Origin of the sequence: Microlunatus sp. Gsoil 973 (assembly GCF_009707365.1) — a bacterium.
In the GTDB taxonomy this organism is placed as follows: Bacteria; Actinomycetota; Actinomycetes; order Propionibacteriales; family Propionibacteriaceae; genus Microlunatus.
In genome coordinates this window covers 861722-887714 of record NZ_CP046122.1, presented here as the reverse complement: position 1 = coordinate 887714, position 25993 = coordinate 861722, and the positions used below count along the sequence as shown (strand labels likewise).

The following is a 25993-nucleotide window of genomic DNA, read 5'->3' as shown; positions in this document are numbered from 1 at the left end:
CGGCGAACCACTGGCTCGCCCGACAATCTCGCCCGACAATCTCGCCCGACAATCTCGCCCGACAATCTCGCCCGACAATCTCGACAACAAGTCTTTGCCCCGGCGGTACCGCGACCGGACATCATTGGGGCGGCCCACCTCAGCCGATGTCGTCCAAGAGCGGCGCCAACTGGTGGTCGACGATGTCGCGGATCATCTCCGGATCGACCCGAAAGTACTCGTGGACGACCACGTTGCGCAGACCAGCGATCGAGGCCCACGGTGTGCCCGCATGCTCGAGCTTGAACTCCTCCGGCAAGGACTTCACCGCCTCACCGACAACGGCGAGATTTGGCAGAACGGCGTCATCGGCCATCGAGCCCAGCTCCGCAGAATCAAGATGGTCACGGTAGGCCACACAACGCGAGATCGCAGCGCGGATATCCGCCAGCCGCTCCGCGTCCGTGCGACTCACACAGCCACCGCGTCTTCTACCGCAGTGGCCGAGACTTGCTCCCGCAACAGCGTTGCCGCAACAACATCGACCCGAACACCGAGGAGCTCGCCCAGTTCCTCCCCCAGCCCGGCCACCCGAAGCAGTTCATTACCAGCTCCCGGCACCAAGTCGACCAGCAGATCCAGATCGCTGTCCTCTCGCGCGTCGCCGCGAGCCACCGAGCCGAACAGGCGAGGGTTCGTGGCGCCGTACCGTTCCAGCACCTCAGCAATCAAGCCGCGGTGTCGCTGAAGATCAGCCCGAAGCCGCAGCGCCGCCCCTGTGACCTCACTCATGCCTCAACAGTACCGAAAGACCAGCCAGCCGCTCCGGACGACGATCCGCTTGAGGCCACGGGCGTTGGTAGCTGATCATTCTCGCTGAGACGGGGACTTGCGTCCCGCCGGTCCGATCGACATTCTGCTGCCTGGCCTGGCGATGGAACTACTTGCGGCGTAGCAAGAAGGCTGCGGCCTTGTCCGCGGCTGCTGTAGCCAACAGCTCGAAACCTGGCCACCTGCGAGCTGCCGCATCCGGTTCGGAAACCGGCAATGGCAGCTGCTGGTCCGGGGCCGGAAGCAGTGCAGCGAAGGAAGGGCCCGGCCGGAAGCGACTCCGCCAGGGCAGTGTGAAAGCTGCCAGACCGCCGGGGCGGAGGACCCGCTGCCAGTCATCGAAGGCAGAGATGCCCAGGAAGTGCAACGTCGATGCGCACAGCACCAGATCTGCCGAGCCGTCCGGGGCTGGAAACGGAATCGCCGGCGCACAAAGCCACCTGATCCGATTGCGACCGGTGTCCTGGCCCGTGAGAGCGCGGGCGCGATCGATCATGGCTGGTGAGATGTCGACCGCGGTCACCCAGGCTGCCGGGAAGGTCGCCAACGCTGACCGAGCGGCAGCTCCGGTGCCGGTACCGACGTCCAGGACAGCCCTTGGATGCCAGCCGTTGAAACCGGTGGCGGCCAACACGACAAGCTTGCGAGCAAGTTGTTCGTGGCTGCCATCGGCGTCGTAATCGTCGGCGAGCTCATCGAAGGTGTCAGCAGCAGCGGATTCCGGCACGAATCCCATTACACCGCACGTGATCAAGGAGGAGTACCGCCGCGAACCGCCTCCCAACGGGCGTTGCCGCGTGAACACAGGGCGCTTAACCCGCTCGCCTCGGGTGCCCGATCACGGATCCGTGACCGCGCACCGCCTGCCTCCTCACTCGAGCTCGGAAAGCAGTCCGTCCACGACCTTGAGAAGTTCCGGCAGCCGTTCGGTGGCTGCCGTCCACACCACGGCGTCATCAACCACCGCGTACCCGTGGATGAGAATGTTGCGCAGGCCGATGATGCGTGAGATGTCAGGGATCGTGGTCGCGGCTTCCGGATCAGCCTTGCGCAGTTTGTTCAGCGCCTCTCCGACGATCTCCAACTGGCGCTCGACCGCCGACTTCCGCAACTCGTCGGCGGCGTAGCTCTCCTGCGTCAACTCAGCTGTGAAAGTAGCAACCCGATTGCCAGCCGCGCGTACGTCCCACAAGTACGCCGCGGACTCAGGCTGCATAGAGTTCCTCCGCCTCAGCCAGAGCTGAAGCAGCAAAGTGTGGGTTCCGCACGGCATTGGCCATGACGAGGTCGACCTCGCGGCCCAAGAGACGCTCCAGGTCCTCTTTCAGACCGAAGTAGGCATCAAACGGATCCGGCGTCCCCGCGGCGAACTCGACCAGCACGTCGACGTCACTGCGGCTTGGATCGAACCGGTCGCTCGCAGCGGATCCGAACAGCCGGAGCCGCTGAACGCCATGCGCCCGACACACCGCGGCGATGGCTTTGCGATCCAGCACGAAGGTCGAATCCATAGCGAAAGTCTACTTCCCAGCGCTGCACCGCCACCGCAGCAAGGCCGTCAGCTGATTCCAGATGCCCGGCGGGATCGATCACCGGGCACCCTGCAAGTCGTGTGCCAGCAGTGCGACACACTGGCCAGGTGACGTCGACCAATCGAACCGAGATGATCATCCGGGACCGCCAGGACGAGGACCTCGACTCGATCGTCACCCTTGCCCTGGAGTCATTGACCTGGCACGCCGACACATTCCCTCACGTTCGCCGGCCACCCGCCCGAGACGGGCTTGCATCCGATTTCCAAGCCCTGACCCCCGAGCCGGACACCTACTTCCGCGTCGCCGTACTCGACACCACCGTGACTGGATTCCTGACCGCCACGATCCAACCTCCAAATCCCAATGGCATTGAGGCGCTAGACGAACCAACGCTGTACATCGCCGATGTCATCGTCACCCAAGCCGCCCGGCGACGTGGAATCTGTCAACGCCGGTCGAATTTTGACCCCTTTTCGTCGGTCGAAAATTGACCCCCTTGGTGGTCATGGTTCTTCGGTTGTGGCGGCTGGGACTCGGCCCAGGTCGCGGTCTTTGAGTCGGTAGGAGTCGCCTTTGAGGGCGATGACGTCGGCGTGGTGGACGAGCCGGTCGATCATGGCGGCGGCGACGGTGTCGTCGCCGAAGACCTCGCCCCAGCGGCCGAAGGGTTTGTTGCTGGTGACGATCAGGCTGGCGCGTTCGTAGCGGCTCGAGACAAGTTGGAAGAACAGGTTGGCGGCTTCGGGTTCGAAGGGTATGTAGCCGACTTCGTCGATGATCAGTAGCGGGTAGCGGCCCAGCCGTGCGAGCTCTTGTTGGAGACGTCCCGCTTGGTGGGCTTCGGCGAGTCGGTCGACCCATTGGCTGGCGGTGGCGAACAGGACGCGGTGGCCGGCTTGGCAGGCGCGGATGCCCAGGCCGATCCCGAGGTGGGTTTTGCCGGTGCCGGGTGGTCCGAGGAAGACCACGTTCTCGCGTGCGGTGATGAAGTCCAGGGTGCCGAGGTGGGCAATGAGGTCGCGTTTCAGGCCGCGGGCGTAGTCGAAGTCGAACTCCTCCAGGCTTTTGCGGGCCGGGAACCGGGCGGCCCGGATCCGTCCTTCACCGCCGTGGGCTTCGCGGGCTGCGACTTCGCGTTGGAGGCAGGCGACCAGGAACTCTTCGTGGGTCCAGGATTCGGCCCTGGCCCGTTCGGCCAGCCTGGGGACTGCCTCGCGCAGGGTGGGTGCCTTCAATGCTCGGGTCAAGAAGCCGACCTCGCTGGCCAGGTCCCGGCGTGTCGACGCGGAAGAGCTGATCTTGTTTTCGGCCGAGCCGGGTTTAGTGTTGCGGCTGGTCATGATGCCTTCCCTCCGTCAACCAGCCCGGTGCCCGGGTTGGCGTCTAGGTCGACTCCCAAGGCGGTGTCGTAGTCGGTCAACCGACGCTGCTCGACCGCGACCTGTCCTCCATCGTGGGCGGGGTCGTGGACGGGTCGCAGGAGGCGGTCACGGTCGCGTCGGAGCCGGTTCGCCGCGTCGAGGTGATCTTGATCGGTGATGGTTTGATGCCAGCCCCACACACGTTCGTGGTCGGCAACAATCCTTCCCTCACACAGAACCCGGACGCGTTCGAGGTCGGCGATGACCTCGATCCGCCGCCCGACCACGGCCGGGTGGACGGAGTAGTCATTGGAATCCAGCCGAACATAGTGATCACGCGGCAGTCGGGTTGATGCCCGCCAGCCGGTCGCCGGCGGGACGGGCGGCAAGGCCAGCATCGCCTGCCGGTCCGCGCCGATCCGGTCGGTTGGCGCGCAACCCAACGCCCGCCGCGGACGGGCGTTCACCGTTTGCAGCCAGGCCTGCAGCTGAGCGTTGAAATCGGCCGGACCGGCGAACTCCCGCCCTGGCAGGAACGATCGTTCCAGGTAGTCGTGGGCGCGTTCGATGACGCCCTTGTGTTCCGGCTCGGCCTTCTTCAAGATCACCACCTTGGTGCCCAGGACACCGCGGAACGCCTGACAGTCGGCGGTCAACTCCGATCGGCCATAGCGGTGCCGGCCGACCGCTCCCTCACCATCCCAAACCAACGTCCGCGGCACCGCGCCCAACGCTTCGATAAGTTGCCACCAGCCGGCGAACAGGTCCTCCGCGGCGCGGGTCGGGACCAGCACCGCCGACAGCCAACGGGAATAGCCGGTCACCATCGTCAACACCGGCAACTGCGTCGGCCGCCGGACCTGGCCGAACCCCACCGGCAGATTGATCGGCGGGAACCAGAAATCACACTGCGCGATATCCCCGGCCTGATAGCTCGTCCGCGACGCCGGATCCGGCGGCAGATACGCCGGCCGCAACTCCCGCACCCTCTCCTTGAACACCGTGATCCCACGCGTCCAACCAACCCGTTCGGCGATCACCGTGGCCGGCATCGTCGGCACCACCTTCAACTGTTCCCGGATCGCGTCCTCAAACTCATCCACCGCCGACCCCGCCGGCCGACGCCGGTACTTCGGCGGCGCCTCGGAGGCGATCGCAGCACGCACCGTGTTCCGCGAGACACCCAACGTCCTAGCGATCAGCTTGATCGGCAACCCCTCGGCTCGATACAGCCTGCGGATCTCAGCCCAGTCCTCCACTGACAACAACTCCCTTCTCCTCCCGGCTCGAGTTGAGCCGAGAATCAAACGAAGGTGATCAGTTTTCGGGCGACGACACGGGGTCAGTATTCAGCCGACGCCGACAGAATCGCCCGAGCCCTCCTCACCGACGTCGAGCAATGTGACCCGCCCCGGGATGTCTGGAGACTTCATTCGTTGGAAGGATGAAGCCTTATGTCACGTCCCTCGTCATACCCCAAGGAGCTGCGGGAGCGCGCGGTTCGGATGGTCGCTGATACCAAGGGCGACTACCCGTCAGAGTTTGAGGCGATCAAGTCGATCGCGGCCAAGCTTGGTATTGGTTCGGCCGAGACCCTGCGCAAGTGGGTCCGTCGGGCCGAGATCGATGCCGGTCAGCGGCCCGGGGTGACTAGCGAGGAGTCGGCCCAGCTCAAGGCGTTGAAGAAGGAGAACGCCGAGCTGCGCCGGGCGAATGAGATCTTGAAGGCCGCGTCGGCTTTCTTCGCGGCGGAGCTCGACCGCCCACACCGGTCCTAGTCGATTTCATCGCCGAGTACAGGGACCGGTTCGGGGTCGAGCCGATCTGTGCCGTGCTGACCGAGCACGGCTGCCCGATCGCCCCGTCCACCTATTACGACGCTCGCAATCGTCAACCCAGTAAGAGAAACCTACGAGATCAGGAGTTGATCAACTTGATCCAGGCCGAGCGGAACGGCAAGTTCGCCCGGCTGCTCGGTGCCCGCAAGATGTGGCTGCGGCTACGCGGCAAGGGTCACGATGTCGCCCGCTGCACGGTGGAGCGGCTGTTCCGCCAGCTCGGCATCAGCGGCATCACCCGGGCCAAGGCGCCGCGGACCACGGTCCCAGACCAGAAGGCCGAGCGGCCGACCGACCTGGTCGACCGGGCCTTCGTGGCCAGTCGGCCCAACCAGCTGTGGTGTGCCGACTTCACCTACGTCCCGACCTGGGAAGGAATGGTCTATGTGGCGTTCGTCTTCGATGTGTTCTCCCGCCGGATCCTCGGCTGGCGGGCGGCCACCTCGATGACCACCGACCTGGTGCTGGACACCCTGGAGATGGCGATCTGGATCCGCCGCAAGGACGGGATCACCGACCTGTCCGGGCTGGTGCACCACACCGATGCCGGCAGTCAGTACACCTCGATCGCCTTCACCCAGCGGCTGGTCGATGCCGGCGTCGATGCCTCCGTCGGCACCGTCGGGGACGCCTACGATAACGCCCTGGCCGAGTCCCAGATCGGCCTCTACAAGAGCGAACTGATCTGGCCGGGCGGGCCTTGGCGGGGCCGTGATCATGTCGAGATCCAGACCCTGGACTGGGTGCACTGGTTCAACACCGAACGCACCCACGAGTCGATCGATGACTTCACCCCGGTCCAAGCCGAACAGTTCCACTACACCCACCAAGCCCGGCTCAGCCAAACCGGCTGAACCACAAAATCCGGTCTCCGGAAACTCCGGGGCGGGTCAATGGGCTAGATAGCATGGCTGCCACACCATCCGACTCAATATGCATGCCGGCAACACACCAGCCCAACGCCTCTATGAAGAACTCGGCTACCTGCCTAGCTGGATCACCTTCCGCAAGGACACCAAGTAGCCCGAAGAACTGCGTCCAGATGGTCCCGGCAGACGATCGGCAACTTCACACAGGCAACTGGCTATCGGTGGATTTGGAATGTCGGCAAGGATCCGGTTGCAGGCGTCCCATTGAGCCGGGGATGCCCGGTAATCTCCAAAGCACCGATGGCTCACGATGGCGTTGTCAGACAAGGCAACCACCGACGCCATAGGGTCGGTTTCGAAGACGCCGGTTCGGAGGGGTAAACAGGTGTCGAAACGGGCAGTGACCGGAGTACTGCTTGTGGCACTGGCAACGATCGCCACCGCCGGTTGCACATCGCCAGCAGGTCACGGGAACGCTGAACGGTCTGCCTCCGCGTCGCCGAGCACCGCCGTCAACTCCGCCGGAACGCGGCCGCCGCGCCGATCGCCAATCAGACTCTCCTGCGCTGACCAACTCGGAGGTGAGGCAAGCGGCTCAGCCACGCTTGGCCTCGGTTCCGACGCTTGGCAGCATGGCATTTCGGCAAGAGACTTCCGCACGCTTCCGAAGAACGGCGAGTACACCTTCTTCAAGACCTACACCTACGTCACGCCGCACGCGACGAAGACGACAACGCTGCGGGTATTGCAACCGAGCACGGCCTTGCTGTACTACACCGACCGTCAGACTTGGCAGAACGGGCCGTCCGATCAGGAGGTACTACGCGAAGCAGCGCACTCCGTGACGCTGACCAGATGCGGCTCCGATTCCACCGGCTACGCCGGTGGAATCCTCGTCCACGAGCCGCGCTGCGTCACTCTTGACATCCTGCAACGAGGCAAGCCACCACAGCACCGACGCGTCAAAGTGCCCGTCGGAAAACCATGCTGACTACGCTCCAGCAGGTCAATCCGTGGCTATCTTGCCGCGGTCGAGCGGTCCGATGCTGCAGTCGCGCAAGCCGTTCGCCCCGGGACGTCAAGATCACGACCCCGCATCGTCGCCGGAAGCGGATCCTTCACCGGGCGGTAATCAGTTGTAGCGGAAACAGCCGCAGTGGAACCTCGTGCCATGGCCGACGACGCCGCTGCGATCCAGTTTCGGGAGTACTCAGATCAGGACCTGCCAGAGACGTTGAAGCTACAGGTGTTGTGCTTCTTACGGATCGTCTGGCCGGACGGCTTCACAGGTCCCGACCAGTTCCGTCCGCGTCGAGGTCGTAGCCTCACTGCATGCCGGACTCAGATCAGGCTCCCAGCGTATCGGCAATCGGCACGCGGACGCCGCGTGCCCGCTGGTCCGAGGTGCTGGAGGTCGGTGCTCTGGTCTTATTGGCAGCATGCACCGGCCAGCCGAACGACCCCGGACGCGAGTCTCCGGCGGCCACCACGTCGACCGCGACCCCGGCAGATTCGTCGTCCTCGCTTCCGACAGCCGCAACAACGGGGACTGAACGGGTGGAGCCGTTCATCGACAGTTGCCATCAGGCACGCGAAATCACGACCAAGGCGTTCTCGCACTCGGGCGATGTGGCCATCGGCCCGTTGAGCTATGCCGGGCTGAAATACTACCGGGCGCACGCGGCCGAGAGACCGAACTGGGGCTCAGGTTACTTCTTCAAGAGCGGCGCCCAACTTCGGCCCGGCGTGTCGGCCACCGTGTCGATCCAGGGACGGGCGGCCAAATACGCCGCAATTATCACCGAGTCCGGACCAAACCGAGGGTCCCGCGCGGTCACCTACCGCAGCTGCAGCAAGAGCGGTCCGCCAGGCTACTGGTGGGTGGGCGGATTTGTCCTTCGGGACCGCCGTACCGCCTGCGTCCCGGTCAAGGTGACCAGTTCCTTGGGACCAACCGAGCACCGAGCCGTGATCTCGCTCGGAGCAGGCGATTGCAGCTAAGCCCACGACCAAGGCTCGAGGCAACTCGCAGCCCGAACTTCCGCGTTGCGTTTGCCGATCGATCACCGGGCAGTTGCGTGTCCACCTTGTACTGGGCCCTAACGACGACTGGGACTAGCGTCCCAGCGGCGTCCGCGGCGCACGTCGACCACCTACGAGGAGGGCCGGTGCACGGCTTTACCGATGTCGATCACCAATCGCAGCCCGAGGAGTTGATGCGCATACTCGACACGCTTGCCGAGGAGCCGTTCTACGCCCGCTACCAATCCCGAGTCCGTGAGCTGCTCCATCCAGCAGCCGGAAGACACTATGTCGAGGTCGTGCCCGGAACATGGAGCCAATGCAGCGCGTCCGATCAGCGAACAGCCGGTCGACGTCGTCACCCTCGACAGCGCAGAATCCATGACTAACGCTCAGCGCACCCTGCGTCTTTTTGCTGTCGCCGCCAGGGTTCTACTTCAGGTCCGAGCCACCGGGCTTTGATAGGGATTGAGGCGTCGTCTCGGTGGTTGCGAACAGGCGGCGCACACCGCCGCGGGCTAGCATGAGGACGATGATCAGCGCGGTCACCTGGAAGAAGCCGCCCAGGCGGACGTAGCCGCCGAACGCTAGCGCCACCAATTCAAGTACCAGGAACTTGCTCCCCGGGAGCACCAACAGAAGCGTGATCGCGCTGACGATACGAATCAACAAGGTCTCGGCCGTCCGGATCCTGTTCACGACCTTCTTCTTCACCCACAGCACGACCTCGAGGACGAGCTTCAGCAAGACCGCGGTCAGAAGGGCAAGCAAGAACGACTCGGAAATTACGTCCGGGAACAGCTGAATGAACACGCCCAGAACCACCACGTAGACCAGAACGTCCACGAGGCCAATCGGGCGAATCCGCACCCGAGCGACTGTATCGCCCATTACGTCGTTGATGCGGCTTTGGAACATCCGGGCGCCCTACACATGAAGCCACAGGTACTGCCGGTCGAACGTGCTTTCTCGCCGGCGAACGGTTGCCTACCCAGTGGTCGCCCCTGCCCGGTCACCGTTCCCTGCCCGGTGACAGTTGCTCAGCGGACGCGGACGTCGACCGCCCGGCGACGTCCGTCGACGGACAGATCATCGGGCACGCTGACCGGGCAGCGACCGGAGCGTGAAATCAGTGTTGCAGAAGGGATCGATTACCGGGCGGCGTACAGATCCCGGATCAGTGCGGTTTCCGCCGCGTGGTGGATGAGCTCATCGAGCGTATGCAGAACCAGCCCCCTGCGTGGGACATCGCCGTACGGACCAGCGATTGGCCCGATCGGCTGATCAAGATCGAGGTCCGGTCGACGGATCAGCGCAACAAACTCATCCATAACGCTCTGCGCGGTCTTCACGGCCGTCCGGGCCGATTCAGCCGGCGACAGCTTGGGTGCGTCGGACGCAGGAGCGCCGACCCACTCCCAGTTACGTCTCCCACCAACTGCCTCCGCAATGTGGTCAAGTCGCCACCGGACTGTCACCTTCTCATCGTCGGAGATCGGCCGCCATATCCACTCGTCGTCAGTGAGGCCAGCCATTCGGTCAACCAATCGCTGACCTGTCTGCTCGAACAGCTCCGCAACGTCCTTGTTCGGATATCCCACGATCGCCATCCTCACACAGGCAGGCGACTTGTACCGCAAGAGGTTACCCGGCCGACAGAGCTGACAGTCGGCCGTCGCGGTCCTTAGCCCGGCACGCCAACGGGCAGCCTCACCGGGCAACCCGCTCAGCGCGGAATCGGACGTCCGGAAGGGATCCACTTGCGGCGACGATATCTGGCCGTGATGTTGGTGCACGGCAACGAAACGATCACCGGGAACCGAACGTCCTACGGGCGGAGCGCCGCCTCTCTTGCATCGTGAACGGGCGAGGCTTCGAAAGACTCCAGTTGATCAACAACCGGATCGATGGAGGGGCAAATGGTCAAGTTATCTGGGTCTCCTGAGGTTTCCGTGGGTGGTCCTATTGAGGTCTGACGGCATCTCATTCGGCGCTGCATCCGGGCAGTGGTGCGCATAGTCCGCCGGTACCGCTCGATCGTCTTGGCCAGCTTCACGAACGCGGGCAGCCTGGATCGTCGGGCCCAGGACAGCCACCCGGCCAGCAGCCACCGACCCCACGTGCCCTTGGCGGCGAAAACCTCGCGGAGCTGCACCTTGAGCAGTTACGGGGCCTCAGCCGCGCTCGCACGGGCGAGCCACTCTTCGGTGGTGTTGGTGTGGGGGAACGAATCGGGAGGCACGGGCACGCCCAATCGCTCGCACAGCGGCTCCCAGCCCGCTCGGGCATCCCATTCCAACAGTCGCCCGGGCGGGCAACTCGCCCGGACGTCGGCGTTCCACCCCTCATACGCGGCCATCGCGGCCGCGGGATCGTCCCATGCCTCCCCGAACACGCGCTCGGTGAGCCCGTCGGACATCGCGAACCATTCCCCCGGAAGGTCCACGTGTTGGCGGCGACGCATCACCGACCACACCGTGCGATCCGCGCTACGCCACCAGGTCTGCGGGTCTTGACGGGTCGACAGCACCACCAGGGCGTCGGGATAAAGGTCGGCGAGCTCCCGCCAGAACACCGACGCTGGCCAGTCCACGGCGGCGACGCACCCGGCGAATACGCCCGCCCATTCCACCGCCTGCCCGTCCAGGGCCGCTTGCCAGGCCGGGACGTCGACGAAGTCGCGCTCGAACACCACGGACATGTGGTAGCACTGCGCGCCCAGCAACCGTTCCAACGCCAGCTTCAACGACCTGGTTCCAGTGCGTGGCAACCCCGCTCCGATCACCTGGATCCCCGCGCCCATGCCCCGGATCATCCCAAGAGCCTGCGAGGCAGGTCAACCGGTGGAGCCTGGCGAACTCTTCGTGATGTGCCAGAACGATGAGATTTCAGGCATTGTCGATGCCGAATCACTCGGCAGCCGGCACTCGCGCCCTGGACTACGCAACGCTGCTACCCAGGCTCCTGAAGCAGGGCGCCAGCCGGGACTGTCAGAAAAACGGTGGGTGGGTTCGGCCTGATTGAAAGGATCGGGCCGAACCCAAACACCGTTTTTCTTACAGGCCCGGATCCGTTGCGCACAGACGATTGCCGGCGCATGCGAATGCCCTTTGGGGCTGCCCGGACAATTGCCCGGACCCGTACGGCCGCGGGCGGCGACTCATCGTCGCGGCCGGCGACAGCCCGCTGGGCACTATGTTGTTCGCAATGGCTAGCGACTCAACGGATCGATCATGGGTTGCGGGTGCAGTGCTCGGCAGTCATGGTGGACAGGGGCGAAGTAACGGCAAGGCTCCCGTCCAGCGAGGCACCGACTGCGGAGGTGAGTCTTGAACTTTGTCGAGATGGCGACAGCCGAGCGGACAGAGCTGGCCGATCTGCTGGCGACTCTGACACCGGAGCAATGGGACGCGCCGTCGCTATGTGAGGGCTGGCGGGTTCGGGATGTGGTCGCTCATGTGACGAGCTTCGACAAAGTCAGTCTGGTTGGCATGTTGCGCCGCGTCGTCCGCGGTCGAATTGTTCACGCCAACCAAGTGTTTGTTGATGAACTGGCACCGCTGAGTGCCCAACAGCTTTTGGATAGGCTCCGGGCGCATCTGCGGCCAGAAGGGTTGGCCGCGAGCTTTGGGGGCAGGCTCGCCCTGTTGGATGTCATCATCCATCACCAGGACATCCGTCGCCCGCTGGGTTTGCCACGCCAGATCCCCGCTGACCGGTTGCGTCAGGCGTTGAATGACTGCGTGTGCAGCCCGGAGTTGCCGGCGTGGCACATCGTCCGCGGCGTGGGCCTGACGGCGAGCGACCTGGATTGGAGCCACGGTTCGGGACCGGAGGTTGCTGGACCGGCAGAAGCCATGTTGATGGCGATTGCCGGTCGGGCGAGCGCGGTTGGAGAGCTGACCGGTCCAGGGCAGCCGGTTGTGGGCCGCGCGGATCGCCAACTGACCGACCGCAGCCCGATCGTGGTACGGGCCGCCGGGACTCGCCGGGCGTGGCATGGGCAGGCGGTCGACCCGTTGGCCAGAGCTTCCGGTCGTCATCCTCGGCGCGCCGTTGCTCTTCGACCAGCTGCATGCGGACCTGAAATGTCGACTGCCACTGAAAGGCGTTGTCATTCCAGTCCTTGCACGCTCGACAACGTTAAGGGACAGTGACGAGCATGACGGCGGAACGGTTGACCGGGCAACAGATCGTCGATGCCGGGCTGGACGGCTGGGGACTGCTCAACTTCTACGGGCTGCACCGGCTGCACGCCAGGATCCACACCGGTGACTTCTCCCGCGGCCATCGAGTAGCCGAGAGGATCGCCGCGGCAGCCGAAGAACGTGCTCATGAAGTCGAGATCGATCTCCGTCCCTCCCGCGTCGACGTGAGGCTATGCAGCCCGTCGGTGGGCGGCGTCAGCTCGGTCGACGTGGAGCTGGCCCGCCAGGTGTCAGCGATCGCGGCGGATGTGGGCGCCGAGCTCGAATGCCGGACCGTCTCCCAGATCGAACTCGGCCTGGACACTCCGGACCAGGACCGGCTGGGACCCTTCTGGGCTGCCGTGTACGGCGGTGACTACACCGACCCCGGCGAGTGCGCCGATGTTGTCGATCACGGCCAGGCGATGCCGCCGATCTGGTTCCAACGCTCCGGCAGCGAGGAACCTCGGCAGCGATTCCACCCCGACATCTACATTGATCCGGCCCAGGCCCGGCCGCGCATCGATGCCGCGCTGGCTGCCGGAGGAACCTTGGTCAGCGACGCGGCGGCACCAACGTTTTGGGTGCTCGCGGATCCGGACGGCAACAGGGTCTGCCTGGCCACCTGGCAAGGAGGCCGCTACTGACTCCGGCCCGGAAGACGCTCCCTGCCCGGTGATCGTTCGCGGACCGACACCGCCGCCGACCGGCCGGTGAGCCCCATCGCCGGGCAGATCATCGGGCAACTTCAGCGGGCACCGCGATGAGCGCGGAGTCGGTGTCGCACAAGGGATCCGGTTCCGGGCAGGGTTGTAGCCCGTTGCTGGCGTCGGTGAGCGCGGGCTACATCCCCCTCTGATCGGGCAATGCGCAGGTCGGGCAGCTCCGAGACCAGCGTCCATCAGGTCCCGCTGGTTCAAGACGAGCGCGAGCGGGACTGTCCCACTCCCGACAGTGAGGGGCCTAGCCTGTTCGGGGGTCGACGGTTGGCGTTGATGCAGACGAGTTTGGAGTCCCGGGAGTCTTCCGTGTGTCGACGAGTTCCTCGGCGATCCGGATCAGCTTGCGGTTCTCATCGCGTGAGACTCTGACCAACACGGCGAAGGCTTGTGCGGCCGACAGTTGATAACGCTCCATCAAGATTCCCTCGGCTTGACCGATCACGGTCCGGCTTCGGACGGCGCTGGAGAGGCCCTCGATCGACTGCCTGGCCGCGATTGCCACCGCTGTGTGCGCGGCCAATGCCAAACCGACAGCCTCGTCGTGGCCGTCGAAGGCGATGACCCGGTCTGAATACAGGTTCAGGGTGCCGTAGGAATGCTCGCTGGTGAACAGCTGGAAGCAGAGGATGCTGCCAATTCCCAGGTGTTCAGTTGCCCACCGGGCCCACCTTGGCCACCGGTCATCAGTGCTCAACTGGGGGGAGCTGACCGTTTCGTGTTCGCCGAGGCTTTGGAGGCAGGGTCCCTCGTTGAAGGCGTACTGCTGCTTGTCGCCAGTGACGACGACCTCGTCGGTGGCGGCGACGGTCGTGATTTTGCCTCGGTGGACCAGGCTGACGCCGGCATGGTCGCAGCCGTCAATGACCTCGACAGCGAGCTCGGCCACGCGGTCGAGTACGTCGCCGGCCGGGAGGTCGGCCAATTCGCGGGCAACCGCAGCAAATCTGTCCCCGGGATCCTGCGCACGCATGACAGAACGATCTCACCAACGCCGCCGACGACCACAGCTGGTCCCAGCCGTTACCAAGATGATGGCTCCTCGCGAGCACGCGTGGAGCCATCTTCCTTGCGGCGATCTTGAAAGCCCAGAAGGACTGGATCGCGTGCAATGGCGGATGTCGTCAACGGCTATAGAGCACCCGCCGGGGGTCGGAGTGTGACCGCCGAGAGCGTCATCCGTACCGACCCAGTACCCAGCAACTGCAACGCGCGAACGCTGGTCATCAATGTTTCGGCTCGACAGGGACGCATCATCGAATCGATGACCGGTTTGAGGTTCACGGTGTGTTCCCAAGCTGGCGGGTAAACAAGCATCAGCGAGGCTGGGGAGATTCTAGATAGACCGGCCTCGTTTGGGCCCGTCGGTTCAAGATCACGTGCCGGCAGGCCCGCCCCGGATCGGATCCTCGACCGGGCGTGCGGAGACTCTGAGGCGAAGCCGGGGCTTGACCGGTCGTGGTGGCCCCGCTACGTCCGCGGCCCGGGGCGGCCGGGGCAGACGATCCGGCGCCCTCGTGCTTGACCAGCGCCAGGGCGGCGCTCGGTTCCAGCAGGTTGTACACCGTCTCGGCAACGACGAAGCCGATCCGTCGGTAGAGAGCCCGTGCCCGGTCAACCCGAGTCGAGTCCGGTCCACCAGACCCCGGTCAGGTGACGCAGATTTTGATGATGTTGATCGTGATGGTGCCGGGGGTGTGGCCGTGTCTGGTCAGCAGGTTGTTGATCGTGCGTCGGACGTCTTGGGCTGTTTGATATGCCGTTTGGTTGGTCAGGATGCTGATGTCGAGTTTTGCGTTGGTGCGTGTTGGTCTTTGGGTGAGGATGACTTGGCTGTTTTGGGCTGGGGTTGATCGGTGAAGGTGGCCGATCGCTTGGGCGAGGTTGGCTTCGATGCGGTGCACGCCGGTTGTCGCGCTGATCGCGTCGGTGATGATCTGGGCCAGTTCCGGGATCGGGGTGGGACTGGTCGGCTGGGGTGGGTGGATGGGGTCAGGCATCGTAGATGTCCTCCACGTGCACCTCGATGGTGGTGACGGTTAGCCCGGCCCGGCGGGATATTCGGTCGATGATGGTTCGGCGTAGCTGGGTCATGGCTTGGGGGATGTTGGTTTGGGCGCTGACGGCGGTCCGCAGGTTGATGGTGATGGATGCCGGTTTCTCCGTGTGCTGACTCGTGTCGCCGGTTGGGTCGATGGTGACGACGCAGCGGCGTGCGTGGATTCCGGGCAGTTGATCGGCTGCGTCGCGGATTTGGCTGGATAGTTCGAGTTCGCTGATGGTCAGGGTCGGCTTGGGCTGGCCGATGCTCGGTTGAATCAGGGGAAGCATCCGGCTGCGGCGGGCTTCGTTGCGGGCGACCTCCAGCACCGATCTCTTGATTCGTGGGCTGACGTGGAAGTCGGGATCGGTTGTGTCGTGGGCGAGGAGGTCCTGGGTCGCCTGCTGTAGCCGTTGCAGGGCGGCGCGGGCATCGCGGCAGAACGGGCAGGTGAGCTGGTGTGGGTCGGGCGGCTGGCTGATGTTTTCCCAGGTTTCATCCACGGATCGGCCGCAGGGCAGGAACGCGTCATGCTGACGTGGTCCTTGCGGGTTCGCGTGGTTGGTCATCGCCATGAGGCCATTCCTTCGGCGAGTTGGTGGCGCGCGCGTGCGAGCCGCCCGCGTACGGTGCTGACCGGCAGGTCGAGCACTTGGGAGATGTCGGCATAGCTGAGTTGGTCGACTTCGGTGAGGATCCAGCAGACTCTGAGTTGCGGCGGAAGATCCGTGAGGGCGCGGTTGAGGCTGTGTCGCAGCTGCTCGGTCTCGACAGTGATGGCCGGGTCGGTATCACCGGCTCTGGTGGTGTTTCCGCCGTTGGTCTCGTCGAGTTGGAGCTGGTCGCGGCTTGCGCGGAGTTGGTCCAGGCACCGGCGGGTGATGATCCGGTAGATCCATGCTCTGAACGTTTCGGGTGCGTTCAGGGTCGGGAGTTTCCTCCAGGCGGCGATGAATCCTTCTTGCAGCACGTCCTCGGCGATCGTGCGGTTCCGCAAGAGGCGGACCGCGAGTCGGTACAGCGGTGCCTCATAGGTGTCGACGAGAAATTCGAAGGCGGCAACCTCTCCGGCCTGGGCGCGGACGACCAGTGTTGTCTCATCCCAGTTCACCGACTCCACAGGACGGTGTTGCGCCGTGGGACCGGGCGGACTGGCAATTGTGGGGCTCATCTGGCCCTCCTCTGCCTTGCGGGTGCCCATGCGCTGGACCAGGGACGGCATGACGAGGGGCAGTTGGCGGTGTGCCGTGCGCGAGCTTGAATGGCTGCCGGTCCGTCGCGAACGCGACTGGGCTCCCTTGTTCACTCTACGTTCGTGCTCCGCGTCCGGTGCTGGTGATGGCTGGTGCGCTGGTGGATGGGCCGGCGGGGAGGGTGACGTGGCCGGCGCTGGTATGTCCGCGACCGATCTCCAGTTGGACTGCGAGCCGGGCTACGTCGGTGTCCAATGCTGTCTGCAGGTCAGCGATCACGGTTGTCTGGATGAGACTGAGCAGCTGGCCGATGTCGGCCCGTTCGTCGGCTGTGACTTTGAGGCTGAGTTCGGGGTCCCGCGCAGTGCCGCGTAGCTGGGCTACGACTTGGCTGACGTCGTGAAACGACTCGACCTGCCGACGCACGGCATCAGACACTGTTTGGCTGTCCACCTGGGTGATGCCGGATCGGACGTCGTCGTGCAAGCGGAACGGTTGAGCCAACCCGCGCCGCGGAATCTGACGGACCAGCCATGCCAGCCCGGCGAGGAACAACAGCACACCGACGATGATCACGCTGAGCACGCCCAGAGGATCATTCAGCCAAGAGACAGCCGCGGGGCTAAGAATGGTGTCATCGGGGCCGGGACGGTTCAGGTTCAGGCCGATTGCTGCTGCGGCCTGTTGCAGTCCGTCCTGCGAAATCAGCGTCCCGAGCAGCCCGGCAACGAGCAACACCACTCCGATGATGATCAGCCAGGCGCGATTGACCCCGGAGGCGAGGTAGCGCATCAGATCTCCTTCGTCCAGGCCGTGGTGTTGATCCGCGGCACCGGGCTGAGTCCGGCATCGGTCAACGCGGCCTGGACTGCGACGGTGACGGCTTGGGCGATGTCGCCCGTGTGCCGAGATGTGGTGCCGACCGAGACCCGGACCCGCCGGGCGCCGGCCTTGACCGTCACCGACTCCACCCCATCGACCAGATCCGCGTGGGCTGCCGCGAGCCGGGCGATGCCCCGGCGGCTGATCACGAACTCCGTTTCGGGCGTCGTGCCAGGCGTGGAGCCTGTGCCGATACGTGTGCCGATGCGGGCAGCGTTGTAGCGGCCCGGTGTGGCGCCGGCGATGATCATGATCAGGCCGAGAACGGCTGCGCCGATACAGAAGATCAACCAGCCGGTGGATCCCCACGAGATCTTGGCCAGGTACCCCAGGACAGCTTGCGCCGGTGCCGGCCACGTACCGTCGATCAGGCGCCAAACGCCGACAAGCACGATCAACACACCGGCGACTGTCAGCACACCGGCAGCGATCGATGCCGGCACGGTTCGGCTGGGGCGACGCTGCAGCCCGGGTGCCCGGCGGGTCATCGCAAGGCCCCCGCGCTCTGCTCTTGTCTGCGTTCCCCGACGGCAACGATGTCGATGTCGACTCGGCCGACACCGATCCCCGTCAGCTGCTGCACCTGCTCGGTGACATGATCTCGGACCCGCTGAGTTGCTGACCGCAGCGACGTCGGATACTCCACCGCCAGCTCGATCGCCAGATGGACTGCATCGCTGGACAAGTCGACCTTGACCTCCGGGCGCGCATCCAGGTCGGTGTGCTCGCCGATACCAAGGAAACCGCCCGATCGACCACCGGAGGCGGCCACTTCGGAAGCAGCCTGGGCCGCGATCCGCTGCACCACCCGCTCAGGGATTTGTACCCGACCACGCAACCGCGCGGGCACTTCCGGCCCAGACCCGCCCGCACCCAGCCGACCATCGTCGCTCGGATACCTGATCCCGGTGGACATCATCGGCGCTCCGTCGCCCGACCCAGCAGACGTGGCAAGTCGATCCGGCCATCCAGAACCAGCCCGACGATCAAACCGACCGCACCGAACACCGCCACAATCAAGAACGGCCCGAAGCCACCAAACGCCGCCGTCACGCCCAGAACGAGCCCGACAAACAAGGCAATCGTGGTACGAGACATTTCAATCCTCCTGACACCGGTCGATGGATTCGACCTACCGAACTCGTCGGAAAGTCCAAACGCCGACCGGTCAGTCTGAGAGATCGGCGCCGGCCCGCTCACGCGACCGGGAAACTCAGCGGAGTTGTTCATCAGAGCTGGTCTGACCACCAGCGGAATCGTCGTCATCCTCGGGCAGATGAACGTCCGTGACATCGACATCAACCGACACCACCGACAACCCGGTACCGCCCTCGACAGCCCGGATGACGTTCTCCCGAATGTCCTGCGACACCTCGGCGATCCGAGCGCCGTACTCGACAACGATCGACACATCGATGGCGGTCTCTCGCTCACCCTTCTGCACCGCGACCCCACCAGTCACACTCGGCTGCCCGGTGCCGGGAACACGCTGTGACAGATTGTTGAACGCGCGTCGAGCAACATTGCCCATCGCGTACACGCCCGGCACCTCCCGTACAGCAAGACCGGCAATCTTCTGCACCACGGTGTCCGCAATGGTCGTATCGCCCAAAATCGTGTGTAGATCATCCAACTGCTTCTGATCCGGCTCAGCCGCCTTCGCCGCAGCCGAAACAGCGCGCTGCTCCTCACCGGTGACCGGTCGAGTCGTCGTGGACTCACTCATCTGAAACTCCTTAGATCCGCGGCACGCACGATGTTGCATTCCGCTCTCAACCGTTAAGACGCACGCCGAGACGAATCCTCACACCAGCAGCCACATCTCCATGACCAAAGAGCCCCCACCAGCCCCGGCCAGAGCCATCGCTCGCGATTTCAGGCAAAGACGTCACCCGGGTCAGCTGACCCTGCCAGCTCCGCGTCCGACCAAGGTTCCCTGCCCGGTGATCGTTCCCCTAATGAGACGTCGGCTGGGCGAATTTTCCTGCTTCACACCGGGTTGTCCGTTAGACCCGCCCGGCTCCGATGCCCCAAACGGGGCGTCATACGGATCGGATTCACACAGCTTGAGGGATTCGTGTTGCCGCTGGAGGCCGACGAACGGCTCACGCGTCAAGCGAAAGATCAGCTGTTTCCGGACACGTCCTTGGGCAGTTCGAGGTCACTGTGCACGATCTCCTCGATGGAGACGTCGCGGAAGGTGAGCACCTTGGCGCTCTTCACGAATCGGGACGGCCGGTACATGTCCCACACCCAGGCGTCGGCCATCGACACCTCGTAATAGACGTCGCCGCCCTCCGTGCGGACCTTGAGGTCGACGGCATTGCACAGGTAGAAGCGACGCTCGGTCTCCACGGCGTAGGTGAAGATGCCGACGACATCCTTGTACTCGCGATACAGCTGCAGCTCCAGATCGCTCTCGTACTGCTCGAGGTCCTCTGCACTCATCGCGTCCCACCTTCTGTGATGTCTGCCTGTGCCGTCTCGGCGGAGACCATCCCGCTGTCGCCGTCCGGGTCGACGCTCTGGATCTGTCCGGTCTCGATCTGTCCGGTCTCGATCTGTCCGGTCTGGGGGTCCACCCGCTCCCGATCGCCGCGGCCGAGGATGGACCGTACGACCTGGCCTGGTTTCACCGTCCGGGCGACGTTGTCGAACCGCATCCGGTGCACCGTCGACGGCCCGAGCCGGTCCAGGTGTTCCTGATGCAAAGGTGTGCAGTAGCCCTTGTGGACGGCGAACTCGTACTCCGGGTAGACCTCGTCCAGCTCGGCCATCATCCGGTCGCGGGTCACCTTGGCCAGCACCGATGCCGCCGCGACGCAGGCCGCCACCCGGTCACCCTTCCGGATCGACAGGCCGGGCACCCCCAGCCCGTCCACGCTGAACCCGTCGGTGAGCACATAGGTCGGCGGCACATCCAACCGCAGGAGCGCCCGGCGCAGCGCCTCGACATTGGCCACGTGCATCCCCAGCCGGTCGCACTCCTCCGGCTCGATCGCCACCACCGACCAGGCGATGGCCTTCGCGACGATCTGGTCGTAGCAGCGTTCCCGCTGGGCCGCGGTCAGCAGTTTGGAGTCGCGCAGCCCGGTGATCTGCTTGGACTTGGCATCGGAGAGGATCGCGGCCCCGGCGACCAACGGACCCGCACAGGCCCCGCGACCCGCCTCGTCGGCCCCGGCCACCGGCGACAGCCCGACCCGCTTCAGGGCCCGCTCGTAGCCGTAGATCCCGCTGTCCCGCCTGACCTGCACCCGGCCGCTCCCGGGAGACGCCTGACCGGAAGCTCCACCATTACCCACAAGCGTCATTGTGCGACCTGATCACCGGGGCGGCGGGCGCCGGGGCCTTGGGATCGGGAACGTTCTCGAAGGTCTTCGGGATGTGGATCCAGGTCGCCCGACTGAACGGCGCGACGATCGCGAACACCGGCCCGACGACATCGTCCTTCGGGACGAAGGCGCTCATCGACGTCCCGTCGGCCGTCTGGTCCCTGAGGTGACAGCGGGAATCCGCGCTGTCGTCGCGATGGTCACCCATCACCCAGAGCCGGTCCCTGGGTACGACAACGTCGAACGGCTGGTCCGACGGCTTGGATTGCTGGCCGTCCTGGGAATAGAGGTAGCTCCGCTCGTCCAGCGGCTGGCCGTTGACGGTGATCCGGCCCTCGCTGTCGCAGCACTTCACGTGGTCGCCGGGCATGCCGATCACCCGTTTGACCAGATATTCGCTGCTGGTGTTGGGAAGGACACCGATGAATTCCAGGGCCTTGCCGATCGGACTGCGTTCGGGCGCCTGCGGCTCGTCACCGAGCCAGTGATCAGGATCCTGGAACACGACGATGTCGCCGCGCTCGAAGTGGGTGACCTTCTGCACCGCGATCCGGTCATTGACGTTGAGCGTGTGCTCCATCGATCCCGACGGGATCAGGAACATCTGCCCGAGGAAGGTGCGGATCAGGAAAGCGATGACCAGTGCGCCGACGACGACGATCACCAGTTCCTTGATCAGACCACCGATCTTGTCACCGACCGTCTCAGGATTGTCCTCGGTGCCCCGTCTGGCGTTCACCGGCTCGCTTCCCGACACTCTGCTCCGCCGGCACTGCGGCCGAACTGTCGGCAGCGTCGTCGGCCGGTCATCGGGTGTTCCGCCATCGGGTGATCCGCCATCTGGTGATCAATAGCCACTGCGCCATTATCACCCGAGCACCGGACCATCCCGGTGACGCCGTGGCTGTGAACCGGCACCCGGGAGGAGGGCACGGGACGCTCGAAGCGTGCCTCAGGCCTCGCGCTTCTCCTTGATCTTGGCGGCCTTGCCACGGAGCCCACGCAGGTAGTAGAGCTTCGCGCGGCGCACATCGCCGCGGCGGTCGACCTCGATCTTGTCGATGATCGGGCTGTGCAGCGGGAACGTGCGCTCCACGCCGACACCGAAGCTGACCTTGCGGACGGTGAAGGACTCGCGCACGCCGCTGCCGGAGCGGGCGATCACCACACCGGTGAACAGCTGGACACGGGAACGGTTGCCTTCGACAACCCGGACGTGCACCTTGACGGTGTCACCCGGACGGAAGTCTGGGATGTCGTCACGCAGCGACGCCTTGTCCAGCGCGTCGATCAGTGCGGGGGAAACAAGCTTGGCCATGTTCGGTGTCCTTGCCCGGTGCCACAGGTCACCGTTAGCGGTGATGTCTTGAGATCCTCGGGGCGCGGACGTTCCCCCTGTGGCAGGAGCCGCGAACGTCGAGGACAACAGCAGACCATCTTGCCACAGGAGCCCGTGCGGGTTGAAATCGTCCTCGTGACGAATCATCAGGCCGATCCCCAGCCCGCTCCCAGGTTCCACATCGTCGGCTGGCTCATCGTACGGCGCGCCGGACGGCTGCTGCTCGCGCGCCGAGCCGGCGTCAGCTATCACTCCGGCCACTGGGGATTGCCCGGAGGCCACGTCGAGCCCGGCGAGACCCTGCCGATGGCCGCGTCCCGGGAGGCTTTCGAGGAGGTCGGGATCCGCACCGATCCGGACGATCTGGTGCCGGTCGGAATGGCGCGGTACGTCGACGGTGACGCGGCCGGTCTTGACGTCTTCTTCACCGCAGAGGCCTTCGACGGCGAGCCGGCCCCGGTGAGCGAGTGCGATCGGGTCGGCTGGTTCGGCCTGGACGGGTTGCCGGACCCGATCCTGCCCTGGCTGCCGGATTCGTTGCACCAATACCTCGTGGACCGCAACTGGTACGCCGAATCACTCGGCTGAGGAGGCCAAGGCCTCGACGCGGGCGAACCGCCCGGGCGGCGGCTCGGCGGTGAAGCTGATCTCCCCGGTCAGACCGATCTCGTCCAGGAAGGGTCGATCGTGGCTGGCGACCAACAGCGCACCGCGGTACTGGCGCAGCGCCGACGTCAGGGCCGCCACTGTGTCCAGATCGAGGTTGTTGGTCGGTTCGTCGAGGATCAGCAGTTGCGGTGCCGGTTCGGCCAGCAGCAGACCGGCCAGACTGGCCCGGAAGAGTTCCCCGCCGGACAGGGTCCGGGCCGGCCTGGTGATCACGTCGGCGCCGAGCAGGAACCGCGCCAGCCGGGCACGCAGCGTGTTGTCGTCCGCGCCGGGCGCCAGCCGTGAGACCGAGGTGAGCACCGGAAGGTCGGGGTCGAGGATCTGCAGCCGCTGGGGCAACAACCGGATGGGGACGTACCCGGTCACCCGGCCCGATCGCGGCGGCACCGCACCGGTGACGGTGTCGATCAACGTGGTCTTGCCGGTGCCGTTGCCGCCGGTCAGCGCCAGCCGTTCCGGTCCACGGATGTGCAGGTCGACCTCGACCCCGTTCCGCAACACAAGATCATCGGTGATCACGATCTCCCGGCCGCCCGGCACGCTCGTCGCACTGAGGTCGACCCGGACCCGGTCGTCGTCGCGGACTCGTTCCTCGGCCTCCTCCAACTGCTTCCTGGCCTCGTCGAGATCCGCCTCGTGACCACCGCGCAGCTTGCCCTGGGACACCTCGGCCTTGCGCTTCATCGCACCGGCGAGGATCGCGGGCATGTTGCTCTTCTCCGCGAACTGTTTGCCGTAGCGGTTGTGCCGGTCCATCTTCGTCTGGGCCTCGATCAATTCCCGCCTCTGCCGCTTCAGGTTCGCCTCCGCGGTCCGTACGGCCCGGGCTGCGGCCTCCTGTTCGGTCGCCACCGCGGCGGTGTAGGCCGAGAAGTTGCCACCGTAGAAGGTGATCGCGGAGTCCCTGAGCTCGGCGATCTGATCACAGAGTTCGAGCAGCTCGCGATCATGGCTGACCGCGACCACCGGGCCCGGCCAGCGGCGTACTGCCTGGTAGAGCCGATCACGCGCGGGGCCGTCGAGGTTATTGGTCGGCTCGTCCAGCAACAGGACGTCCGGCCTGGCCAGGAACTGGGCGGCCAGGGCCAGCAGAACGACCTGGCCGCCGGACAGTGTGCCGATCCGTCGGTCAAGATCAAGATCGCTGAAGCCGAAGGCGGCCAGTTCGGCCCGGACCCGATCTTCGATGTCCCAGTCGTCCCCGATGATCTCGAAGTCCTCGAGTCTGCCGTCGCCGGCGTCGACCCGGGCAAGTGCCTGCAGCACCGTCCCGATGCCGAGTACGGAGGCGACCGTGCGGTCGCCGGCCAGCACGAGATCCTGCGGGAGATAGCCGATCCGCTCAGGTCGTTCCACCGACCCGGAGGTCGGGGTCAGCGTTCCGGCCAGCAGTTTGATCAAGGTCGACTTGCCTGCGCCGTTGCGACCGACGAGTCCGGTGAAGCCCTCGGTGAAGGTGGCGGTCAGCTCCTCCAGCGCAATTTCCCCGCTGGGAAAGGAGAACGTGAGGTCGTGACAGACCAGGACGGGTGGCATGATGATGCTCCTGAAGTCGATTGCGGGCGCACCGACGCGTCGTTCGGTGCAGGGTTCGCGACTTCAGAGATCCACCAGACAGCCTTTCGCCGACAACAGGGCTGGCCCATCGTACCCACCGCCGGCCCGGGACTCAACCCGGTAGCCGCAGACGACCGGCTATGTGACCGCTCCGCGGGCGAGCCAGGCGGCGAGCACCCTGTCCTCGGTCACCGCGCTCAGGCCGGCTCTCCGCTCCCGGCCGGCATCCAGGGTCCGCTCGTGGTCCAGCGCCCGGGCCAGCGTCTCCTCCAGCGGCCGGAGCCGCAGACCGTTGCGCTGCGCGGCAGCGATCGACCGGTTGCCGAATCCGCGATCCTCGGTCGGAACCCAGAGCGGTAGCGAATCGGGGCCGGCCCAGTACTGCACGCCATGATCGACAAGGAACTGTGGGTCCACGGTGATCTTGGGCCCGCGGTGTCCCGCGACCCGAGCGGCAGCGTCCAGCACTGCCGGGAGGGGTTGCGGTTCGCCGGTCGCGTTGAAGGTTCCCGACACGCTGTGCTGCGCGGCGTTGACCAGCCATTCGGCGAGGTCATCGACATCGATCAGTTGGACGTCGTCGGTGACATCAGGTACCAGGACCTGATCGTCCCGATCCCGGGCGAAGCGGGCGGGCCAATAACCGACCCGGTCGCTGCGATCGCCGGGACCGCCGATCAACCCGGCGCGGCAGATGTGGGCCCGGTCCCCGATCACCGACCGCACCGCGTCCTCACAGGCCACCTTGGCCGGCCCGTAGTCGGCCATCTGGGTGAATCGGTCGGCCACCAGCGGCTCGTGGAGCGCCGCCTGTTCGTCCTGCCCGGGCGTGCTGTCGTCGGCGTACACGGAGAGGGTCGAGACGAAGCTCCAATGTCCGGTCCGACCGGCGATCGCGTCCAGCGCCTGGCGGACCTGGATCGGCTGCATCGCGACGTCGATGACCGCGTCCCAGTCCTGGCCGGCCACCGCCTCGTACGCCTCCGGCCCGGCATCCCGGTCAGCCCGGACCCAATTCGCGCCCTCCGGTGGACGGGCGGTCGTGCCCCGGGCCAGGCAGGTCACCCGGTGCCCGCGGTCCAAGGCGTATCGCGCTGTTGCCGCCGACAGGAAGGCCGTCCCACCCAGAATCAGGATCCGCATCCCTTGATCATCCCCACCGTCGGCCGCCCGTCAAGTGCTTGGGGCCAGGTTTTCCGCGTAGCAGACCCGTCGCCCGGGCGGTTCGGGGTCAGCGGTGGCGCAGACAGCGACGTATCGGCGAGCATCGTCGATGTTCGGCGCCCGAGGCACCCTCGGGCCGAAGCGATCTGGTGCGCCGGATCGTCGGAGCAAGAAGCCCATTGGCTCAACGATGCCAAACAGCGCAGGCAATCACGACGCGGGCGACAGCCGCTGACCGGTATCGTGATCAACGACCCGGACCAACCGGTGCCCGCGATGATCATGATCGGGCGCGGGCGTCCTGCACGACGCGATGATCAACGGACCCGAGCATGCCAACCCCGATGATCATCCGGACTTCCGGGCGCACCTGGACGGGCGGATCGGCTGGGCGGAACATATCCACCCGGTGTGTGCCGGCCGGTCGCGACGGCAGTTCCGATCGATCACCTGGCCCGGCTGACTTGCGGTC

General features: G+C 65.4%; 33 protein-coding genes, 1 pseudogene and 1 other annotated feature. Of the genes and pseudogenes, 8 read left to right on the top strand and 26 right to left on the bottom strand.

Annotation, left to right across the window (positions count from 1 at the left end):
* Positions 1–139: 139 nt before the first annotated feature.
* The 5 genes from GJV80_RS04170 to GJV80_RS04150 form a co-directional block, all read right to left on the bottom strand.
* Positions 140–454 (bottom strand): DUF86 domain-containing protein, encoded by a 315-nt coding sequence (locus GJV80_RS04170; RefSeq protein ID WP_154686811.1) that lies wholly within the window; start codon positions 452–454, stop codon positions 140–142.
* Positions 451–771, bottom strand: a complete 321-nt coding sequence (locus GJV80_RS04165; protein ID WP_154686810.1) for a nucleotidyltransferase domain-containing protein — start codon at positions 769–771, stop codon at positions 451–453. The genes GJV80_RS04170 and GJV80_RS04165 overlap by 4 nt, the downstream gene beginning before the upstream one ends.
* Positions 772–919: 148 nt before the next feature.
* On the bottom strand, positions 920–1537 hold the full coding sequence (locus GJV80_RS04160) for a class I SAM-dependent methyltransferase (RefSeq protein WP_195909152.1): 618 nt from the start codon (positions 1535–1537) through the stop codon (positions 920–922).
* A gap of 144 nt (positions 1538–1681) precedes the next feature.
* Positions 1682–2026 carry a DUF86 domain-containing protein gene (locus GJV80_RS04155; protein WP_154686808.1) on the bottom strand — a complete coding sequence of 115 codons (345 nt, stop codon included), beginning with the start codon at positions 2024–2026 and terminating at the stop codon, positions 1682–1684.
* Positions 2016–2321, bottom strand: a complete 306-nt coding sequence (locus tag GJV80_RS04150) for a nucleotidyltransferase family protein (RefSeq protein ID WP_195909151.1) — start codon at positions 2319–2321, stop codon at positions 2016–2018. Before GJV80_RS04150 ends, GJV80_RS04155 begins: the two co-directional genes overlap by 11 nt.
* Before the next feature lie 128 nt (positions 2322–2449).
* Between GJV80_RS04150 and GJV80_RS04145 the strand changes: the two genes are divergently transcribed.
* Entirely contained in the window at positions 2450–2836 is a 387-nt protein-coding gene (locus GJV80_RS04145; RefSeq protein WP_154686807.1) for a GNAT family N-acetyltransferase, read from the top strand.
* A 12-nt stretch (positions 2837–2848) separates the two neighbouring features.
* Here GJV80_RS04145 and istB read toward each other — a convergent pair whose 3' ends face one another.
* Positions 2849–3685, bottom strand: coding sequence for an IS21-like element helper ATPase IstB (gene istB / locus GJV80_RS04140; RefSeq protein WP_230207834.1), 837 nt, complete (start codon positions 3683–3685; stop codon positions 2849–2851).
* On the bottom strand, positions 3682–4974 hold the full coding sequence (gene istA, locus GJV80_RS04135) for an IS21 family transposase (protein ID WP_154686806.1): 1293 nt from the start codon (positions 4972–4974) through the stop codon (positions 3682–3684). Before istA ends, istB begins: the two co-directional genes overlap by 4 nt.
* 186 nt (positions 4975–5160) lie before the next feature.
* On the opposite strand from istA, the gene GJV80_RS04130 reads away from it, so the two are divergent.
* The 3 genes from GJV80_RS04130 to GJV80_RS04120 all read left to right on the top strand — a co-directional run bounded on the left by GJV80_RS04130 (position 5161) and on the right by GJV80_RS04120 (position 8414).
* Positions 5161–6398 (top strand): IS3 family transposase gene (locus GJV80_RS04130; RefSeq protein ID WP_154686805.1). Its coding sequence is split into 2 segments (ribosomal slippage): positions 5161–5443 and positions 5443–6398, totalling 1239 coding nucleotides; the frame shifts between segments, so codons are not numbered across the junction.
* Positions 5442–5570, top strand: a sequence feature (AL1L pseudoknot). It overlaps the preceding gene by 129 nt.
* Before the next feature lie 433 nt (positions 6399–6831).
* The gene (locus GJV80_RS04125) at positions 6832–7404 is read left to right on the top strand and encodes a hypothetical protein (RefSeq protein ID WP_154686804.1); all 573 of its coding nucleotides are present in this window, start codon (positions 6832–6834) and stop codon (positions 7402–7404) included.
* Positions 7405–7745: 341 nt separating this feature from the next.
* The gene (locus tag GJV80_RS04120) at positions 7746–8414 is read left to right on the top strand and encodes a hypothetical protein (RefSeq protein WP_154686803.1); all 669 of its coding nucleotides are present in this window, start codon (positions 7746–7748) and stop codon (positions 8412–8414) included.
* 453 nt (positions 8415–8867) lie between these two features.
* Here GJV80_RS04120 and GJV80_RS04115 read toward each other — a convergent pair whose 3' ends face one another.
* The 4 genes from GJV80_RS04115 to GJV80_RS04100 form a co-directional block, all read right to left on the bottom strand.
* The gene (locus GJV80_RS04115) at positions 8868–9305 is read right to left on the bottom strand and encodes a hypothetical protein (RefSeq protein WP_154686802.1); all 438 of its coding nucleotides are present in this window, start codon (positions 9303–9305) and stop codon (positions 8868–8870) included.
* Positions 9306–9586: 281 nt separating this feature from the next.
* Positions 9587–10045 carry a DinB family protein gene (locus tag GJV80_RS04110; RefSeq protein WP_154690026.1) on the bottom strand — a complete coding sequence of 153 codons (459 nt, stop codon included), beginning with the start codon at positions 10043–10045 and terminating at the stop codon, positions 9587–9589.
* Positions 10046–10263: 218 nt separating this feature from the next.
* The gene (locus tag GJV80_RS24930; protein WP_195909150.1) at positions 10264–10590 is read right to left on the bottom strand and encodes a transposase; all 327 of its coding nucleotides are present in this window, start codon (positions 10588–10590) and stop codon (positions 10264–10266) included.
* 9 nt (positions 10591–10599) lie between these two features.
* The gene (locus GJV80_RS04100) at positions 10600–11250 is read right to left on the bottom strand and encodes a sulfotransferase family protein (protein ID WP_154686801.1); all 651 of its coding nucleotides are present in this window, start codon (positions 11248–11250) and stop codon (positions 10600–10602) included.
* A 514-nt stretch (positions 11251–11764) separates the two neighbouring features.
* Between GJV80_RS04100 and GJV80_RS04095 the strand changes: the two genes are divergently transcribed.
* Both GJV80_RS04095 and GJV80_RS04090 read left to right on the top strand, forming a co-directional pair.
* The gene (locus GJV80_RS04095) at positions 11765–12592 is read left to right on the top strand and encodes a maleylpyruvate isomerase family mycothiol-dependent enzyme (RefSeq protein ID WP_154686800.1); all 828 of its coding nucleotides are present in this window, start codon (positions 11765–11767) and stop codon (positions 12590–12592) included.
* Positions 12593–12597: 5 nt separating this feature from the next.
* On the top strand, positions 12598–13269 hold the full coding sequence (locus GJV80_RS04090; protein ID WP_154686799.1) for a VOC family protein: 672 nt from the start codon (positions 12598–12600) through the stop codon (positions 13267–13269).
* Positions 13270–13585: 316 nt separating this feature from the next.
* Here the strand turns inward: GJV80_RS04090 and GJV80_RS04085 are convergent, their stop codons facing one another.
* From GJV80_RS04085 to rplS, 13 genes and pseudogenes are all read right to left on the bottom strand, one after another.
* The gene (locus GJV80_RS04085) at positions 13586–14314 is read right to left on the bottom strand and encodes a GAF and ANTAR domain-containing protein (protein ID WP_154686798.1); all 729 of its coding nucleotides are present in this window, start codon (positions 14312–14314) and stop codon (positions 13586–13588) included.
* Between the two features lie 676 nt (positions 14315–14990).
* Positions 14991–15341, bottom strand: coding sequence for a hypothetical protein (locus tag GJV80_RS04080; protein ID WP_154686797.1), 351 nt, complete (start codon positions 15339–15341; stop codon positions 14991–14993).
* Positions 15334–15957 carry an Asp23/Gls24 family envelope stress response protein gene (locus GJV80_RS04075; RefSeq protein WP_154686796.1) on the bottom strand — a complete coding sequence of 208 codons (624 nt, stop codon included), beginning with the start codon at positions 15955–15957 and terminating at the stop codon, positions 15334–15336. Before GJV80_RS04075 ends, GJV80_RS04080 begins: the two co-directional genes overlap by 8 nt.
* Entirely contained in the window at positions 15948–16553 is a 606-nt protein-coding gene (locus GJV80_RS04070; protein WP_195909149.1) for an RNA polymerase sigma factor, read from the bottom strand. The genes GJV80_RS04075 and GJV80_RS04070 overlap by 10 nt, the downstream gene beginning before the upstream one ends.
* 136 nt (positions 16554–16689) lie before the next feature.
* Positions 16690–17367, bottom strand: coding sequence for an alkaline shock response membrane anchor protein AmaP (gene amaP, locus GJV80_RS04065; protein ID WP_154686794.1), 678 nt, complete (start codon positions 17365–17367; stop codon positions 16690–16692).
* Entirely contained in the window at positions 17367–17945 is a 579-nt protein-coding gene (locus tag GJV80_RS04060; protein WP_154686793.1) for a DUF6286 domain-containing protein, read from the bottom strand. The genes amaP and GJV80_RS04060 overlap by 1 nt, the downstream gene beginning before the upstream one ends.
* Entirely contained in the window at positions 17942–18376 is a 435-nt protein-coding gene (locus GJV80_RS04055; protein ID WP_154686792.1) for an Asp23/Gls24 family envelope stress response protein, read from the bottom strand. The genes GJV80_RS04060 and GJV80_RS04055 overlap by 4 nt, the downstream gene beginning before the upstream one ends.
* Positions 18373–18555 (bottom strand): hypothetical protein, encoded by a 183-nt coding sequence (locus tag GJV80_RS04050; protein ID WP_154686791.1) that lies wholly within the window; start codon positions 18553–18555, stop codon positions 18373–18375. Before GJV80_RS04050 ends, GJV80_RS04055 begins: the two co-directional genes overlap by 4 nt.
* A gap of 115 nt (positions 18556–18670) precedes the next feature.
* Positions 18671–19222 (bottom strand): Asp23/Gls24 family envelope stress response protein, encoded by a 552-nt coding sequence (locus tag GJV80_RS04045; RefSeq protein ID WP_230208116.1) that lies wholly within the window; start codon positions 19220–19222, stop codon positions 18671–18673.
* 359 nt (positions 19223–19581) lie between these two features.
* A complete protein-coding gene (locus tag GJV80_RS04040; protein ID WP_154686790.1) occupies positions 19582–19905 on the bottom strand; it encodes a DUF2469 domain-containing protein in 324 nt (107 codons plus the stop codon).
* 182 nt (positions 19906–20087) lie between these two features.
* Positions 20088–20771: pseudogene (locus GJV80_RS04035) on the bottom strand (ribonuclease HII); the annotation flags it as partial.
* The gene (gene lepB, locus GJV80_RS04030; RefSeq protein ID WP_230208115.1) at positions 20755–21531 is read right to left on the bottom strand and encodes a signal peptidase I; all 777 of its coding nucleotides are present in this window, start codon (positions 21529–21531) and stop codon (positions 20755–20757) included. The gene lepB and the pseudogene GJV80_RS04035, both read right to left, overlap by 17 nt.
* Positions 21532–21744: 213 nt before the next feature.
* The gene (rplS, locus tag GJV80_RS04025) at positions 21745–22110 is read right to left on the bottom strand and encodes a 50S ribosomal protein L19 (protein ID WP_154686788.1); all 366 of its coding nucleotides are present in this window, start codon (positions 22108–22110) and stop codon (positions 21745–21747) included.
* Positions 22111–22266: 156 nt separating this feature from the next.
* Here rplS and GJV80_RS04020 point away from each other — a divergent pair, with 156 nt between their 5' ends.
* Positions 22267–22719, top strand: coding sequence for an NUDIX domain-containing protein (locus GJV80_RS04020; protein ID WP_154686787.1), 453 nt, complete (start codon positions 22267–22269; stop codon positions 22717–22719).
* On the opposite strand, the gene GJV80_RS04015 is transcribed toward GJV80_RS04020, so the two are convergent.
* Positions 22708–24336, bottom strand: coding sequence for an ABC-F family ATP-binding cassette domain-containing protein (locus GJV80_RS04015; RefSeq protein ID WP_154686786.1), 1629 nt, complete (start codon positions 24334–24336; stop codon positions 22708–22710). The genes GJV80_RS04020 and GJV80_RS04015 overlap by 12 nt on opposite strands.
* Positions 24337–24495: 159 nt before the next feature.
* Positions 24496–25500 (bottom strand): NAD-dependent epimerase/dehydratase family protein, encoded by a 1005-nt coding sequence (locus GJV80_RS04010; protein ID WP_154686785.1) that lies wholly within the window; start codon positions 25498–25500, stop codon positions 24496–24498.
* Positions 25501–25834: 334 nt separating this feature from the next.
* Between GJV80_RS04010 and GJV80_RS04005 the strand changes: the two genes are divergently transcribed.
* On the top strand, positions 25835–25984 hold the full coding sequence (locus tag GJV80_RS04005; protein WP_154686784.1) for a hypothetical protein: 150 nt from the start codon (positions 25835–25837) through the stop codon (positions 25982–25984).
* The last annotated feature ends 9 nt before the right edge of the window (positions 25985–25993 follow it).

What these genes read in the sequence shown, in the direction of transcription:
- GJV80_RS04165 (WP_154686810.1), bottom strand. Translation starts at nt 771, where the DNA reads ATGAGTGAGGTCACAGGGGCGGCGCTGCGGCTTCGGGCTGATCTTCAG.
- GJV80_RS04155 (WP_154686808.1), bottom strand. Translation starts at nt 2,026, where the DNA reads ATGCAGCCTGAGTCCGCGGCGTACTTGTGGGACGTACGCGCGGCTGGC.
- GJV80_RS04150 (WP_195909151.1), bottom strand. Translation starts at nt 2,321, where the DNA reads ATGGATTCGACCTTCGTGCTGGATCGCAAAGCCATCGCCGCGGTGTGT.
- istB (WP_230207834.1), bottom strand. Translation starts at nt 3,685, where the DNA reads ATGACCAGCCGCAACACTAAACCCGGCTCGGCCGAAAACAAGATCAGC.
- GJV80_RS04120 (WP_154686803.1), top strand. Translation starts at nt 7,746, where the DNA reads ATGCCGGACTCAGATCAGGCTCCCAGCGTATCGGCAATCGGCACGCGG.
- GJV80_RS04110 (WP_154690026.1), bottom strand. Translation starts at nt 10,045, where the DNA reads ATGGCGATCGTGGGATATCCGAACAAGGACGTTGCGGAGCTGTTCGAG.
- GJV80_RS04100 (WP_154686801.1), bottom strand. Translation starts at nt 11,250, where the DNA reads ATGATCCGGGGCATGGGCGCGGGGATCCAGGTGATCGGAGCGGGGTTG.
- GJV80_RS04090 (WP_154686799.1), top strand. Translation starts at nt 12,598, where the DNA reads ATGACGGCGGAACGGTTGACCGGGCAACAGATCGTCGATGCCGGGCTG.
- GJV80_RS04085 (WP_154686798.1), bottom strand. Translation starts at nt 14,314, where the DNA reads ATGCGTGCGCAGGATCCCGGGGACAGATTTGCTGCGGTTGCCCGCGAA.
- GJV80_RS04080 (WP_154686797.1), bottom strand. Translation starts at nt 15,341, where the DNA reads ATGCCTGACCCCATCCACCCACCCCAGCCGACCAGTCCCACCCCGATC.
- GJV80_RS04075 (WP_154686796.1), bottom strand. Translation starts at nt 15,957, where the DNA reads ATGGCGATGACCAACCACGCGAACCCGCAAGGACCACGTCAGCATGAC.
- GJV80_RS04070 (WP_195909149.1), bottom strand. Translation starts at nt 16,553, where the DNA reads ATGAGCCCCACAATTGCCAGTCCGCCCGGTCCCACGGCGCAACACCGT.
- amaP (WP_154686794.1), bottom strand. Translation starts at nt 17,367, where the DNA reads ATGCGCTACCTCGCCTCCGGGGTCAATCGCGCCTGGCTGATCATCATC.
- GJV80_RS04060 (WP_154686793.1), bottom strand. Translation starts at nt 17,945, where the DNA reads ATGACCCGCCGGGCACCCGGGCTGCAGCGTCGCCCCAGCCGAACCGTG.
- GJV80_RS04055 (WP_154686792.1), bottom strand. Translation starts at nt 18,376, where the DNA reads ATGATGTCCACCGGGATCAGGTATCCGAGCGACGATGGTCGGCTGGGT.
- GJV80_RS04050 (WP_154686791.1), bottom strand. Translation starts at nt 18,555, where the DNA reads ATGTCTCGTACCACGATTGCCTTGTTTGTCGGGCTCGTTCTGGGCGTG.
- GJV80_RS04045 (WP_230208116.1), bottom strand. Translation starts at nt 19,222, where the DNA reads ATGCAACATCGTGCGTGCCGCGGATCTAAGGAGTTTCAGATGAGTGAG.
- GJV80_RS04040 (WP_154686790.1), bottom strand. Translation starts at nt 19,905, where the DNA reads ATGAGTGCAGAGGACCTCGAGCAGTACGAGAGCGATCTGGAGCTGCAG.
- rplS (WP_154686788.1), bottom strand. Translation starts at nt 22,110, where the DNA reads ATGGCCAAGCTTGTTTCCCCCGCACTGATCGACGCGCTGGACAAGGCG.
- GJV80_RS04015 (WP_154686786.1), bottom strand. Translation starts at nt 24,336, where the DNA reads ATGCCACCCGTCCTGGTCTGTCACGACCTCACGTTCTCCTTTCCCAGC.
- GJV80_RS04010 (WP_154686785.1), bottom strand. Translation starts at nt 25,500, where the DNA reads ATGCGGATCCTGATTCTGGGTGGGACGGCCTTCCTGTCGGCGGCAACA.
- GJV80_RS04005 (WP_154686784.1), top strand. Translation starts at nt 25,835, where the DNA reads ATGATCAACGGACCCGAGCATGCCAACCCCGATGATCATCCGGACTTC.